Annotated in this window: 12 protein-coding genes; 7 read left to right on the top strand and 5 right to left on the bottom strand. The window is 46.7% G+C overall.

Annotation, left to right across the window (positions count from 1 at the left end; genetic code table 11):
- Positions 1–576: flavin reductase family protein (locus AC4FIC_RS07105; protein WP_287421119.1), on the bottom strand; the 576-nt coding region annotated here is incomplete at its 3' end.
- Between the two features lie 79 nt (positions 577–655).
- Entirely contained in the window at positions 656–1,495 is an 840-nt protein-coding gene (locus tag AC4FIC_RS07100; protein ID WP_476194150.1) for a mechanosensitive ion channel family protein, read from the bottom strand.
- 217 nt (positions 1,496–1,712) lie between these two features.
- Here AC4FIC_RS07100 and AC4FIC_RS07095 point away from each other — a divergent pair, with 217 nt between their 5' ends.
- Together AC4FIC_RS07095 and AC4FIC_RS07090 are read left to right on the top strand one after the other, a co-directional pair.
- On the top strand, positions 1,713–2,111 hold the full coding sequence (locus AC4FIC_RS07095; protein ID WP_100255868.1) for an acyl-CoA thioesterase: 399 nt from the start codon (positions 1,713–1,715) through the stop codon (positions 2,109–2,111).
- A 275-nt stretch (positions 2,112–2,386) separates the two neighbouring features.
- Complete coding sequence (locus AC4FIC_RS07090) at positions 2,387–2,584, top strand: DUF8622 domain-containing protein (protein WP_100255867.1); 198 nt, start codon at positions 2,387–2,389, stop codon at positions 2,582–2,584.
- A gap of 718 nt (positions 2,585–3,302) precedes the next feature.
- On the opposite strand, the gene AC4FIC_RS07085 is transcribed toward AC4FIC_RS07090, so the two are convergent.
- The 3 genes from AC4FIC_RS07085 to AC4FIC_RS07075 form a co-directional block, all read right to left on the bottom strand.
- Positions 3,303–4,106: a sulfite exporter TauE/SafE family protein gene (locus AC4FIC_RS07085; protein ID WP_193437317.1), complete on the bottom strand. Its 804-nt coding sequence runs from the start codon at positions 4,104–4,106 to the stop codon at positions 3,303–3,305.
- 18 nt (positions 4,107–4,124) lie between these two features.
- On the bottom strand, positions 4,125–5,672 hold the full coding sequence (locus tag AC4FIC_RS07080; RefSeq protein WP_273286487.1) for a gamma-glutamyltransferase family protein: 1,548 nt from the start codon (positions 5,670–5,672) through the stop codon (positions 4,125–4,127).
- 459 nt (positions 5,673–6,131) lie between these two features.
- Complete coding sequence (locus AC4FIC_RS07075; RefSeq protein ID WP_100255864.1) at positions 6,132–7,037, bottom strand: LysR family transcriptional regulator; 906 nt, start codon at positions 7,035–7,037, stop codon at positions 6,132–6,134.
- 123 nt (positions 7,038–7,160) lie between these two features.
- On the opposite strand from AC4FIC_RS07075, the gene atzF reads away from it, so the two are divergent.
- From atzF to AC4FIC_RS07050, 5 genes are all read left to right on the top strand, one after another.
- Positions 7,161–8,957 (top strand): allophanate hydrolase, encoded by a 1,797-nt coding sequence (gene atzF, locus AC4FIC_RS07070; RefSeq protein WP_100255863.1) that lies wholly within the window; start codon positions 7,161–7,163, stop codon positions 8,955–8,957.
- 57 nt (positions 8,958–9,014) lie between these two features.
- Positions 9,015–10,628, top strand: a complete 1,614-nt coding sequence (locus AC4FIC_RS07065; RefSeq protein ID WP_100255862.1) for an ABC transporter substrate-binding protein — start codon at positions 9,015–9,017, stop codon at positions 10,626–10,628.
- Between the two features lie 127 nt (positions 10,629–10,755).
- Entirely contained in the window at positions 10,756–11,781 is a 1,026-nt protein-coding gene (locus tag AC4FIC_RS07060) for an ABC transporter permease (protein WP_227003734.1), read from the top strand.
- Positions 11,774–12,718 (top strand): ABC transporter permease, encoded by a 945-nt coding sequence (locus AC4FIC_RS07055; RefSeq protein WP_227003733.1) that lies wholly within the window; start codon positions 11,774–11,776, stop codon positions 12,716–12,718. The genes AC4FIC_RS07060 and AC4FIC_RS07055 overlap by 8 nt, the downstream gene beginning before the upstream one ends.
- Positions 12,719–12,722: 4 nt before the next feature.
- Positions 12,723–14,381 (top strand): dipeptide ABC transporter ATP-binding protein, encoded by a 1,659-nt coding sequence (locus AC4FIC_RS07050; protein ID WP_273286485.1) that lies wholly within the window; start codon positions 12,723–12,725, stop codon positions 14,379–14,381.
- Positions 14,382–14,387: the final 6 nt, after the last annotated feature.

Raw genomic sequence — 14,387 nt, 5'->3', positions numbered from 1 at the left:
GCCCAGCTGGGCGTAGTCATCGCCACCCAGCCGAGCCAGTGGGTCAAGGGCCTGCGCGTCGGGCGTGGTCGGATCGTTGACCAGCAACTCGTCGGCTAGATAGGCCGCCTTGACTTGCAGATAGATGACCGCCTGTGGGCCGTCACCTAACAGGTGCAGATCATAGAGTTGGCAATCAAATGCGACCGCACAGGCGCTCAGTCGGGGCAGATCAAAACCGGGTTCATCAATCAGGCTCGCATCGATGGCGACCAATTCCGATGCCTCCGCCGGCAGGGAACGGGCCGTTTCATTGACTGCGCTGAGGTGTTGGCCGCTGGCAATATGGACCACGCAGCGCCGCCGCCGCTCAATATTGGCCCAGGTATCCTTCTTGCTGCCATCTCGTTTGTGGCCGACCGAGATCATCAACAGACCCGGATCACTGCTGACCATATTAAAGTAGGAAAAGGGCGCCAGATTGTAGCTGCGGTTTTCGTTTTCGGTTAGTACCCAGGCGATTGGCCGCGGCAGCACCGTATGAGTCAGCAATCGATAGGCCTCGGCCTTGGCCAGGTGGGTAAAGTCAACGTGCATGCGCCACATCCTTTTTATTGGGTCAGCGCACCCATCTTGGCCTAATACAGGGCTAGAGGGTACGGTTTGGGCTTAGACTTCAACTTAGTGGTCCATCAGCCTGATTCAAATGCACGTCCATCTGCGGAAAGGGAATGGAAATGCCTTCCTGATCGAAGGTCAATTTAACCTTCTCCTGCATGTCCCAGAATACCGGCCAGTAGTCCCCCGACTTCACCCAAGGGCGCACAATAATATTCACCGAGCTATCGGCCAGCTCAGCGATGGCGATAAGCACCTCAGGCTCTTTCAAGATGCGCTCGTCGTTATCGACTATGGCTCGGAGCACGCTTTTGGCCTTGAGCAGATCGGCGTCATAGCCTATGCCGAAGATCATATCAACGCGGCGGGTTTCACGGGCTGAATAGTTGGTAATGGTACCGCCGTATATCGAGCCGTTCGGCACGATCACTTCCTTGTTGTCACCGGTACGCAGCGTAGTGGAGAATACGGTAATGCGCTCAACGATGCCCATCACCCCGCCGGCGTCAATAAAGTCACCGGCCTTGAACGGACGAAACAAGATGAGCATCACACCCGAGGCAAAGTTTTGCAGAGAATCCTTTAACGCCAAGCCGACCGCAATACCGGCGGCACCGATTAGGGCAATCAGCGAGGTAGTGTCGACACCCAATTGGGTTAGGGCCGCAACAATGACGAAGAGCACCATGGCCGCTTTGGCCAGGCCGGATAAGAAATCGACCAGAATATTGTCGACCTTCGCACGCATTAGAACGGAATGGATGACCTTGGTGAGTAAATTGGCGATCCAGCGGCCCGCCACAAAGATGGTGATGGCCAAGGCCAACGATAGCAGATTTTCCTGCAACCAGAGGATCGCAACGTCGGCCATCCCAGTGAGTAAGGCTTGTACATCCATAGGTCAGTCCTTGAGAAAAATTGTTGGATGAAATTTCACGACCAATTCTGGCGCAATCCCCCTAGTTTCTCAACTCCTAATCGGCTCGGCCCGAGCTTTGGCCACTCCTTGACTGCAGACCCTACTATGGGCCGCATGGCACCCGCTGTGCACCTAGCATTGCCATCGGCAGCGGTTCCGTTTATGTTCATCAGCAATCCCACTGCCGCAGATGCCCATGAGCTATAGCCATATAGAAGAATTCAAGGTCCGCGATTACGAGTGCGACTTGCAGGGCATCGTCAACAATGCGGTCTATCAGAATTATCTGGAGCATGCGCGACACGAGTTTTTACTCACTAAGGGGATCAATTTTGCAGAGTTGGCCGCTCAAGGGCTCAATTTGGTGGTGGTGCGCGCCGAGCTTGACTACAAGCGCCCCCTGGTCAGTGGCGACGCTTTTTATGTCAGCTCAACCTTTTCGATGAAAGATCGGGTCCGCTTTCAGTTTCAGCAAGTAATTCACCGACGCTCCGATGACCTGATCTGCGTCAAGGCACTGATTATCGGCACCGGTATGAGCGCTAGCGGCCGGCCCGGTGTGCCGAAAGAGTTGCTCGATCAGCTCAACCAGTAAAGCCGTTCGGTCGAAAATGCATCGAGCTGCTTACTCCACCGTCATCTCTTTTTTACCAAGAGCGTTCATATGCAACGTCACCGCAAACCTGTTGAATATCCTCATTTTCCGGGCCACTTACCTGGCTATACGTAAATTAAGACCAATTTCATAACCATATAACACTGATATCACTTCAATTAGTAAAAAAGGTGCTGTTGTTAACTTACAAGACGAATCAACTTATTGATTCTCTAAGTCATTCATTAAAATACAGAGCAACACTTAACTAAGGTATGGTAGGGGATAGGTCCGTGAAAGTGAGAACCAAAAGTTGTCATGCCTGTAAGGAAGCAAAGGAAGTCCTCTACAGGTGTCGATACCAGGACTTGAGGGATTGGGTGTTTCTTTGTAGAACGTGTCTCACGCCTATAAAGACAGGCTTTGAAAATACATATCAGTATGGTGGAACTTGGAAGAGTAGGAAGAAATGAGCCTATAAATAATTCTGTTTAACTGCCAAGGCTAAGTATAGTTTACTAGGCGCTCTTCAAATTCAATCATAAATCTGTTGAGCGCAGGCTTCCAGTTTCTGATTGCCATGGTCCATTTTTTTGATGCGTTCTGGATAGCTGAGTAGATGACTTTCTTCGCTGAGTCATCGATTGGAAACAGCTTGCACTTTTAAATCGCCTTGCGGATAACGCTGCTCAACGGTCAGATCGTGTTAGTCACGTAAATAACCTTTTTGATGTCAGCAGGATATTTAAACAGTGCGTTCAAGTTGTGCCAGTGCGCATGCCATGTTGTACTAATCCGAACTAGTCCACTGTAACCGACTTCGCCAAATTACGCCGCTGATCGATATCCGTACCTTTGATCAGGGCCACCTAGTAGCTGAGCCATTGCAGCGGCACGGTGTAGAGGATCGGCGCCAGCACGTCATCGATATGCTCCAGCTCGATCAACTTCTAACCCTCCAGCCTCTAACTTGGTCGATTTGTTGGCGAAAGGATATAGTTGGTCTGCACCAGCCCAGACTTTTAGCATATTACTGCGCAGCTTCTCCGGCAGATTTTTGCTAGCCGCGACCACTGGCATGTCGGTATCGATCAGTATCAGAGGGCCGTACAGAGTTAACGCCAGCATAGGCTTCGGCGTGAATATAGCTAATCACTTTGAGGTTTGGGGGCCTTCCATGACGATTAAACGCTAGCCAAAACTGCTCCATAACATGCGACTGGCGACGACCAACAACACTCCACCAAAGACTTGCTTGAGCTGCTTAGCAGGTAACCGATGTGCAATCATGACCCCCAATGGAGCCATAATAAAAGCCATGGAGGCTATTCCAATAGTTGCCGGCAAATACACATAGCCGAGGGTCCAACCGGGTAATACTGCATGATTCCAGCCGGCCAACACATAACCTAGACTGCCAACAAAAGCGATAGGTAGACCCAAGGCGCTGGCGGTGGCCCCAGCGCGCTGCATTGATACATTAAAAAAAACAAGCAGCGGAACGATAATATTGCCCCCTCCTATGCCTGCCAAAGCGCTGGTTAACCCGCTGCAAAAACCTAGAGCGATTCGACCCAGAAGGCCGGGCATCTTACGGTCGGGTTTCGGTAACCATTGACTCAGCATAATAACTGCGATCACCATCAAGAATAAAGAGATACCGCGCTGCAGGGCAAGTGCCGGTATATGGCTGCCAATGAACCCACTGCCAAATCCACCTACTACTAATAGCACGGACCATTGTCTGAACAGGACCCAGTCGACGGCTCCTCGTTTGGCTTGGGCCCGCATAGCTGAAAAACTTGTCACAATAATACTAGCTAGTGAACTGGCAACAGCCAGTTGTGGGATTATGTCTAAGGGTAATTGCTGCCAGCTAAACAACGCAATTAACGATGGCACAATAATAACCCCGCCGCCAATACCGAGCATACCACCGAGCAATCCAGCAACAGTACCGAGCAACAAATACGATCCGATGAATATTAAATCCATAATGTCTATCCAATATAGTTAAAGTGCGAGGGCAGTGCCTTCTCCGCGCGGATCATGCATCGCGGTGGCCATGCCGTTTGGCGTGATGGTGATAATACCGGCCTGCCCGGTGTATGGACTTAACGATGGAATTACCTCGGTAATATGACCCAATTCCGTGAGCGCGGTACGTATGGCCTCAGGTAAGGATTGCTCAAGCTTAAGGTTGTCGGTACTGTCAAAAAAACTTCGCCCCAATAAAAACCTGGGGGCATTCAAGGCTGTTTCTACATCCTGATTGAAATCAATCAGCTGTGTCGCCAGTACCAATTGAGTTTGCGGTTGGCCATCTCCTCCCTGGCTGCCAAAGAAAAAGCGATGACCATTGTCGGCAATATAACAGGAGGGGTTGAGTGTATGAGCCGGTCGCTTGCTTATCCCCCAAGCGTTTGGGTGTTGCGAATTAGAGTTAAAACCGGCGGCACGATTATGCCATAGCACGCCAGTGTCTCCGATCATGCAGCCAGAGCCAAAATCATGAAAAAGACTTTGCATTAAACAGGCTGTCCGGCCATCGCTGTCGGTAGCCGCCAACCAAACTGTATCCGCTGGTTGGCCTTGCTCGCCCCATGGGCTGGCTCTCGTTGCGTCGAGTAGACTAGCGGTACTGGCAATTTCAAGGGAATTAAGAGGCGAAAAATCTGGATCGCATAATGCTATATTGCGTTCGGTAAAGCTTTGCTTAATAGCCTCGACCATTAGGTGATAGCTTTGCGCGCTGCCCATTCCGTGCTCACCGAGATCCCATTGGTTCAGGGTTGTTAGAGCTTTTGCCGTGTAAATACCTTGACTCGGTGCGGGGAAGTTATAGTAGTCACCTGCGCGATAGCGCACCTTAACCATTTCCGCATTTCGCGCCCTCGTCTTGCGTAAATCATCCAGACTGAGGTTGCCGTTTAATGCTGTGAATCCGGCATGCAGGGCCTCAGCTACCTCTCCTTGATAAAAATCCATCAAGCCGTTTTTACTCAACAGCTTTAATGTTCGTGCGAGTTGTTGTTGTTTAAAAGTATCTCCAACCTGCAGTGGCTGGCCATCCGCTCGACGGACTATCGGATTGAGGTCAGGTAAGTTTGTCAGTAAAGCTTGTCTTTGTTTTATCCAGAATGCCTGAGAAGCGGATACCTGGGTACCCTGCTCTGCATAACTAATTGCATCCTTGAGCAACCGTTGTAAGGACAAATCAGAACCCCATTGGTGAGTGCTTATATCAATTGCGGCCTGCCAACTGGCGATTGCGCCTGCTGTCGTGGCTACCGCGTCAGGGCCTCGCTCTGTTATCGGCCGCAAAGGTGCTCGCTGCCCAGCCTGCCCAATACCCATGATAGAGCTTACTTTTTTGTCATAAAGCACCCAAACTGCATCGCCACCGATACCAGTCATATGTGGAAATACTGCTGCTAAAGTGGCACTAGCGGCAATCATAGCATCGATGGCAGTACCGCCTTCCGCAAGAATCCGCAGGCCAACTTTAGTCGATAAAGGGTGAGGCGTAGTGATAACGCCTTTTGTGCTTTGACACTTCATATCCAATTACCTATTTTGCGCTGATCAGGTGCCGTAGGTGCAGAATCGATCCAGGGTACCCGCGCGAATTTTTGGTGAATCGACGGCTCATGCGTCGTACCAACACAACATAATGATTCATTGTATCGAATAAGTTAAACATCGTAGATGCTACAATCACATCAATTGTTTGGTCTTTATAACTTCATAATTCTATTGTGCTATTAAATTCATCTGATAAATCAAAATCGATTACCGCTCTGATTTTCACTTAGAAATGATTATCGACTGACTGACATATAGCTTTATAGTCCATTAAAATTCGCAACTATTATTAATACCTCGCCACTTAATAACACATATTGAATCCAATAAAAATCATGAAATATTTAACCCACAACTCGGTATATCTTAAAGTTATTTGAAACATAACTTCCGAACGCGACTAGGCACGGCGCTGAGATCAATGGCCTTACCGCCTTAAGAGTCACATCTTTGTCCTAGGGCTGCAAGGATTTGATTGGCGAACTTTGCTCCCGCAACGGGCAATGTTCTTCCTTTTAGTTGCCCGACGTACAACACCCCATCGGGCACATCGCGCTCGTCAAGTTTACAAGCAACCAAGCCGATAGATTCTAAGTTGAGCGGTAAGCCGATCTCAATCTGAAATGTGATGATCCCTTCCTCTACAGCTTGATATCGTAAATAATCGAAACTGTCTGATTCGACCACGGGCGCTAGATTCAATGAGATCCGACGAGCACTGGCTTCCAAAATATGACGTACGCCATACTGTTTTGTCGGCAAACCAACAGGAAACCTTAAGCATTCTCTCAGTCGTAAAATTGGTTTATGTGCTAAAGGATGATCTTTTGGCATTAAGACCCAAACCGATTGCTTAACAGCCAAAAGGGTTTGGAAATCAGCCAGTTGCACCGGCTCAAATACTAACGCTAAATCTGCACTTCTATCTAACAAAGCCTCCTCAGCCGCCGCCCTATCGCGCACTTGGACTGAAAAGGTAACAAAGGGATGTTGAGACCGATATTTTGAAATTTCCACAGGTAAAAATGACGTTAAAATTGCTTGGCTACAAGCAATCGCTACATGGCCTCGGCGCTCACCTTTTAGATCGGATATTTGGCTTTTAACCCGGGCCATATCCGCAATTTGCTCACGAATATGGAGCAGTAAAATCTCTCCCGCGGCAGATAACTGAACACCTTTAGGCAAGCGCTCAAATAAATCCACACCTAATTCTTCTTCAATCGCCAAAAGCCGCCTATTTAATGCGGTTGACGTTATCGATAGCGTTTCCGCCGCTTTGCGGATAGAGCCAGCAGCGACAATAGCATTGAAGTATTCAAGGGGTTGTAAGTGACGCATTGGACGCTCCGTAGGTTAATGTGATGCATTTTTTGCAGCAGGCATGTGTCAAATGAGCAGTATACCGCGTCACTATTGATTGGTTAAATGAATTCTTCATATTTGTCCTGGTAAAAATTCAACATGTTACGTAATCTGCCGTTCACCATTGATAGTTTGCATCTCGCTTATCGAAGCCAAACGAAGGTTGCAGATGTCATATCTGAATGTTTCAGGCGGATCAATCAGGCCGACGACGCTGGCATTTTTATTTCGCAATCATCTTTGCAATATACCGAACGAGCCATTTCTGAGTTAGGTGAATTTGATCCTATATCTAAACCGCTTTGGGGTATCCCTTTTGCCGTCAAAGACAATATTGATGTTCTAGGTCTAACCACTACCGCGGGATGTCCTGATTTCAGTTATGAACCACCCAGCGATTCATTTGTCGTAAATCTCTTACGAGAAGCAGGCGCGATATGTGTGGGGAAAACAAACCTAGACCAATTCGCAACTGGCTTGGTAGGTGTACGAACACCATACCCAATTCCCAAGAACGCGATCGACCCAACAATAGTCCCGGGTGGGTCCAGCTCCGGTTCTGCCGTCTCCGTTGCCCACGGAATAGTAACTTTTTCACTGGGGACGGATACGGCCGGCTCCGGTAGAGTCCCCGCGGCACTTAACAGCATCGTCGGTTTAAAACCAACCCTTGGCAGCTTATCTAACACCGGGGTTGTACCTGCGTGCCGGACGTTAGATACCATCTCCATATTTGCGGCAACGGTTGCTGACGCTTATACAGTCTTCCAGCTCGCCGCCGTCTACGATGAACAAGACTCCTATTCTCGAAATTTTTCGAATCCAAAGCTTAATGCAAGTACCTTATCTAAGAAGATAGGTATTCCAAGCGGGGATTCAATTAGATTTTTTGGCGATAAAATTCAACAAGCGTCCTTTGACCATACTCTTGAAGAGTTGGCTAAACACGGAGCGGAGCTCATAGAGCTGGACTTTGAACCGTTCTATAGTGCAGCAAGTCTGCTATACGAAGGTGTTTGGGTGGCAGAACGTTATGCCGCTGTTGGGGATTTCCTTGAAAAATCTCCTGGTTCATTTAATCCTATAACTAAGCAAATTATATCACAGGCAAAAAAGTATTCAGCAGCAGATGCATTTAAGGACATCTATAAATTACAGTCGTTAAAAAGAACTATCAGGTCTAAATTGGCTGACTTAGATTTTATCTGCGTACCCTCTATTCCAACTTTCTATAGCGTTGCCGATTTAATCGCCGACCCAATAACACCAAACTCAAATCTTGGTACCTACACAAATTTTGCAAATTTTTTGGACATGTCCGCGATAACGGTGCCTGTCGATCCTAGAAAAGATGGCCTTCCAGGTAGTGTGACGTTACTAGCAACCGCGGGCAAAGACAACGTGATCGCCGAGATTGCATATAAATTGCAAGAGAACGGGCATGCGGCATTGGGGGCCACCGACTGGCCATTAGACACGAAACAGCTAACCAACGATGTAGACCCAAATACCGAGCTTGCATTGTCAGTATGTGGCGCGCACATGTCGGGCCTACCGCTTAACGGAGAGCTGACTAAATTGGGTGCTCGATATTTATATACAACAACAACAAGCGAAAGTTACCAACTATTTAGACTAGCAGGTTCTAATCCGTTTCGGCCCGGTTTGGTAAGAACACCAAGCACCGGTGTCGCGATTGAACTTGAGGTTTGGGCTATACCCTTAGAACACGTAGGGACATTCATTTCTGGAATTCCAATGCCGCTTGGCATCGGCAAAGTAGTCTTAAAAGACGGCTCTCAGGTAAGTGGCTTTATCTGCGAAAAAATTTCGGAAGATGGCGCTGAAAATATTAGCCACTTTGGAAGCTGGAGAAACTATATAGACGAAGTGTAAGGCTAGCACATGGTTTAAATACTTAGGAATAATTAACATAATTTTGAGGATAATAAGATGAAACACCATATATTTAGAACCGCATGGGCTGGGATACTTGCTCTTTCAGTATCCGCAACATTATCAAGTAATGTTATAGCCGCTTCTCGTGAAGATACACTGGTTATTGTTTCTGGTGCGAGCGTTAATAGTATGGATATTATGCGCGTCGGTACCAATCGACCAAGCTATCAGGTAGCGGTCAACATGTATGATCGCCTTGTCAGCTTTGGCATTCGTTCGGAAGGTAACGGAGGTTATCGATATGACTCAACGGTAATAAACCCAGAGTTAGCGACTAGCTGGGAGTTGGTTGATGATGGTACCGCTTACCTTTTCAATTTAAGAGAAGATGCAACATTTTGGGATGGTTCTCGAGTCACGGCAGCAGATGTTAAGTGGTCCTTCGATCGCGCAGTTACGTTAGGCGGGTTTCCCGGTGTGCAAATGTCTGCGGGCGGAATGAATTCCGTTGACCAGTTTGAAGTCGTTGATGAGCTAACATTTAAAGTGAAAATGACCTCTTCAAATAAATTAACCCTGCCAGATTTAGCCGTACCAGTTCCGATAGTAATTAATAGTAAAGTCGCGCTTGCAAATGCAACCGTAGAAGATCCTTGGGCCACAGAGTATTTGCATAAAACACCAGCAGGCGGCGGTGCCTATATGTTAGAACGTTGGGAGCCCGGCGAGCAACTCGTTTATACTCGATTTGATAATTGGAAAAACGGCCCACTACCAGCTATTAAGCGCGTTATCGTGCGTGAAGTACCTAACTCGTCTACCCGCAGAGCCCTAGTTGAAAAAGGTGACGCTGATGTAGCATTAGGTCTACCTAACAAAGATTCTAAAGAATTGTCTGAAGCCGGTAAATTGACAGTTGTAAGCACAACAATTGATAATTCTATGCATGCCGTCGGCTTGAATATGAATTTCGAACCCTTTAAGAATGTGAAAGTGAGACAAGCAGTCGCTTTTGCTATGCCCTACCAAAAGATTTTCGATACCGCTGCTTATGGTCTCGGCGCAAAAATGTGGGGCGGTGCGAGCACCTCGCCTACTACAACCGTTTGGCCGCAACCCTTCCCGTATGACACCAACATTCAGAAAGCAAAGTCATTAATGGCCGAAGCCGGTTATGCCGATGGCTTTGAGGTGCCGTTGTCTATCGATCTTAGCTTCGCTGAGTGGACAGAGCCGACCGCAATTTTAATGCAAGAAAGCCTCGGGAAGATTGGCATTAAAACTACTATTAATAAGATCCCAGGAGCAAGCTGGAGAACTAAAGCTCTTGTTGAGAAAGGACTTGAGTTGCACCTTAAAAACTTCGGTGGTTGGTTGAATTATGTAGACTATTATTTCTATTGGGTCTATCAAGAAGGTCACTTGTTTAACTCAATGAACTACATGAACCCGGAGCTCGAGCAGCTAGTTGATGTCACTTTACCGATGGCAGTTGAAGACCCACGATACGAAAAAAATATCAAGCGATTGATGGAAATCGGCTTTAACGATGTACCACTCATTCCGATTTGGCAACCCACTTTGGAAGTGGCTATGGCGCCTGGCGTTGAAGGTTTTGTTAACTGGTTTCACCGTCAATTAGATATTCGATCATTCTCCAAAAAGTAATTATAAAGGGCTAAAGTTTATTAAGTAAGATCTCGCACCAATTCACACCTGGTCCGAGATCTTTTCTTCGTTAATTTAGTGTTTGCCACGAACAACAGAGTGGCCTACTTAATTTGTGGTAATAATAGTGTTTTTTCTGAAGCTAAAAATGATAGGGCAGCGGATATTGTTAGCAGTGCCATCTTTAATTGGCGTCATAGTTGTCGCCTTTGTACTAACCCGTTCCCTGCCTGGTGATCCTGCAGTTTATTTTGCAGGCATTACCGCAGATGAAGAGTCCATTGCTCAAATTCGTGAGCAGTTAGGCTTAGATAAAAGTATATTTCATCAATTTATAGTCTACTGCAAGAACCTTACACAGGGTAATCTTGGCGTTTCTCTAAACACTGGCCAATCGGTTGCCAGTGAATTATCTGCTCGTTTTCCAGCGTCATTGGAATTGACTTTGACGGGACTCGCGTTAGCTTTAATGGCGGCCATTCCCTTAGGCATTCTCGCTGCTGTGAATCCAAATACCTGGATCGACCATCTGTGTCGTATATTTGTAACCGCCGGCGCATCTACGCCTATTTTTTTCAGCGGTCTTTTACTAGTTTTTGTTTTTTACTATTTACTTGGCTGGGCGCCCTCACCTATTGGTCGTCTAGACTTCTTTTATTTATCACCACCAAAAGTTACTGGTTTTTATACCATTGACGCAATGATAAATGGTGACTTTGAAACAGCAGCCGCAGCTGCAAAACAGCTGATATTGCCGGCCATTACTCTGGCTATATTTGCCCTCGCACCTATAGCGCGAATGACCCGTTCGGCCATGTTAACCGCGATGGGTAGTGAATATGTCAAGGCCGCAACAGCGAATGGAATTGGTCGGCGGAAAATAATTTTTGTATATGCCTTACGCAACGCAATGTTACCGTTACTAACAATCATGGGTCTTGTTTTTTCGTACTTGCTAGGCGCAAACGTTTTAGTTGAAAAGGTGTTCTCTTGGCCAGGTATAGGTTCCTTTGCTGTGGATGCACTCGTAGCCTCTGACTTTGCAGCAGTGCAAGGTTTTATTTTGGTTATGGCTGTTATGTTTGTTGTATTGAACTTGGTAATTGACATTTTGTATACGCTGGTTGATCCGAGGGTTAGCATTGATGGGTGATCTTTTGTTGAACAAAAATATGGTGAGAAATACCGACACTAAGCTAGATCCAGAACTTAGCCAACATAGCCAAAATAGCGCAACATCAGAACAACACGATTGGCGACAGCAGACATGGTATATCCTTAGTCAAAATCCGATATCAATGTTTTCTATAGTATTGTTTCTGATTTTCATATTGGTTGGGATAACGGGACCATTTTGGGTGCCATTTGACCCAATCGCCAGTGACACATCAATTGCTTTACAGGCACCCTCATTTTTACACCTTTTCGGCACGGACCACCTCGGTAGGGATGTTTTTTCTCGGGTTGTGGTTGCCACTCGCTTAGACCTTTGGATAGCACTTTCTGCTGTATCAATAAGCGCGCTGGTAGGCACATCGTTAGGGTGTCTTGCGGGCTATTTTGGAGGGTGGTACGACCGAATTATCGGCAGAATAGCAGACACCATACTGGCCTTTCCGTTGTTTGTCTTAGCAATGGGCATTGTTGCTGTTCTTGGTAACTCGTTAACTAATGTCATATACGCAACAGCATTGATCAATATTCCGTTTTTTATTCGGGTTGCACGTGCCGAGGTGACGATCCAACGGAACCACCAGTATGTTCAGGCCGCACTATTGTCGGGGAATACACACCTGCGGACCTTAGTATTTCATATTTTCCCAAATTGCCTACCTGCGTTAATGGTACAAATGTCCCTAAACATGGGCTGGGCAATTCTAAATGCCGCTGGTTTGTCCTTTATTGGTTTAGGGGTGCGACCACCAGTAGCTGAATGGGGAATTATGGTTGCCGAAGGAGCCAATTACATCATTTCTGGAGAATGGTGGCTGGTATTATTTCCAGGCTTAATTTTAATGCTTGCAGTGTTCTGCTTCAACTTACTGGGCGATGCCCTCCGTGACCTCGTGGACCCCCAGAAAAGGACATAGTTTTATGGCTAAACCCTTCTTACAGATAAAAAATCTTGCCGTGGACTTCGCAACTCGACGCGGTGTGGTTCACGCAATAGATGATATTAATATTAACTTAAATAAGGGAGAAGTGATCGCAATTGTCGGCGAAAGCGGCAGTGGCAAGTCAGTTACAGCCTACAGTATTCTTAATCTTCTCGGCAATAACGGCAAAATTGCAAAGGGGAGTATCACTTTTGATGGTATGAATCTCGAAAATCCTAGTGCAAGCTTACTGAAAGATATTCGGGGTCGTGAAATCGCCATGATCTTTCAAAACCCAATGTCCACTCTGAATCCTATCCGTAAAGTCGGCGATCAACTGTCTGATATGTTACGCCAACATGCCCAAGCGACTAGTCAAACTGCCCCCCGAAAGGTCATTGAACTGTTGCATAAGGTCGAGATACAAGACACTAAACGCGTAACCAATGCCTACCCTTTTGAGCTTAGCGGTGGCATGTGCCAGAGAGTTATGATCGCTCTCGCTTTGGCCTGCAACTCCCGTTTGTTGATTGCAGATGAACCAACAACTGGCCTGGATGTTACCACACAGAAATCGATCATGGATTTAATTATGGGTCTGGTCAAACACCGAAACTTGGCCGTAATATTGATTACTCACGACCTGGGTATGGCATATCAATATTGCGATAAATTTGTGGTCATGGAGAAAGGCCAGGTTGTTGAAGCCTGTGATGATCACAGTCTATTCACATCACCTCAACATAGTTACACAAAAAAACTGCTTGCTGCAACGCCGGGAATCAGTAGTAAAGTTGAACACCTAACGCCAACAGTTCCTGTGGAACTGTCGAAGCCTGCTGTTGACGTAGAGAAAAAAGAATTACTGAAGGTTGAAGGCCTTGTCAAAACCTACATACTAAAGAGTCAAGGCGGATTCAAATCCCAAGGTAATACCTTCAATGCAGTTGACGGCGTTAACTTTACAATTTACCAGGGCGAATGCGTTGGCTTGGTAGGGGAATCTGGCTGCGGAAAGTCAACAACATCAAGGTTAATTGCGCGCTTGGAGCAACCCAGTGAAGGTCGGATTCTTTTTCTTGGGGAGGATATTGGTCAGGTTTCGGATCGTGACTTTATACGGAGTCCACGCAGGAAAGATATTCAAATGGTTTTCCAAGACCCTACAGGTTCACTTAACCCACGTCACAGTGCTTTTCAGTTGATTTCCGAGCCGATTCTACGGCTACAAAAAGACTTTAACAAAGCTAATCTAAAAGACCAAGTCTATCAACTAGCCGAAAAAGTTGGACTCCCCTTGGAGCTCATCTATCGATTACCACATCAACTCAGCGGCGGTCAAAAAGCTCGTGTTGGTATAGCGCGTGCCATCGCCTTAAACCCAAAGTTACTTATTCTAGATGAACCAACATCTGCTTTAGATGTATCTGTTCAAGCAATCGTGTTGCAATTGTTAGAACATTTAAGGCGCGAGCATAACTTAAGCTATCTATTTGTTAGCCATGACTTGAACGTAGTTCGTATGTTAAGTCAAAGAATACTGGTTATGCAATCTGGTAAGATTGTCGAATCCGGAGAAACCGCAGAAGTGATGAGCAAGCCAAAACATCTATTCACTAAGACACTGCTCGCGGCAATTCCACAATTGGCTTCATGATATTGA

This window comes from Reinekea sp. (genome assembly GCF_982785585.1).
Note: the sequence above shows the minus strand (reverse complement) of the source record. Positions and strands in the feature narration are given on the sequence as shown.

Coding starts and splice junctions, on each gene's coding strand:
- AC4FIC_RS07100 (WP_476194150.1), bottom strand. CDS start 1,495: ATGGATGTACAAGCCTTACTCACTGGGATGGCCGACGTTGCGATCCTC.
- AC4FIC_RS07095 (WP_100255868.1), top strand. CDS start 1,713: ATGAGCTATAGCCATATAGAAGAATTCAAGGTCCGCGATTACGAGTGC.
- AC4FIC_RS07090 (WP_100255867.1), top strand. CDS start 2,387: ATGGTAGGGGATAGGTCCGTGAAAGTGAGAACCAAAAGTTGTCATGCC.
- AC4FIC_RS07085 (WP_193437317.1), bottom strand. CDS start 4,106: ATGGATTTAATATTCATCGGATCGTATTTGTTGCTCGGTACTGTTGCT.
- AC4FIC_RS07080 (WP_273286487.1), bottom strand. CDS start 5,672: ATGAAGTGTCAAAGCACAAAAGGCGTTATCACTACGCCTCACCCTTTA.
- AC4FIC_RS07075 (WP_100255864.1), bottom strand. CDS start 7,037: ATGCGTCACTTACAACCCCTTGAATACTTCAATGCTATTGTCGCTGCT.
- atzF (WP_100255863.1), top strand. CDS start 7,161: ATGTTACGTAATCTGCCGTTCACCATTGATAGTTTGCATCTCGCTTAT.
- AC4FIC_RS07065 (WP_100255862.1), top strand. CDS start 9,015: ATGAAACACCATATATTTAGAACCGCATGGGCTGGGATACTTGCTCTT.
- AC4FIC_RS07055 (WP_227003733.1), top strand. CDS start 11,774: ATGGGTGATCTTTTGTTGAACAAAAATATGGTGAGAAATACCGACACT.
- AC4FIC_RS07050 (WP_273286485.1), top strand. CDS start 12,723: ATGGCTAAACCCTTCTTACAGATAAAAAATCTTGCCGTGGACTTCGCA.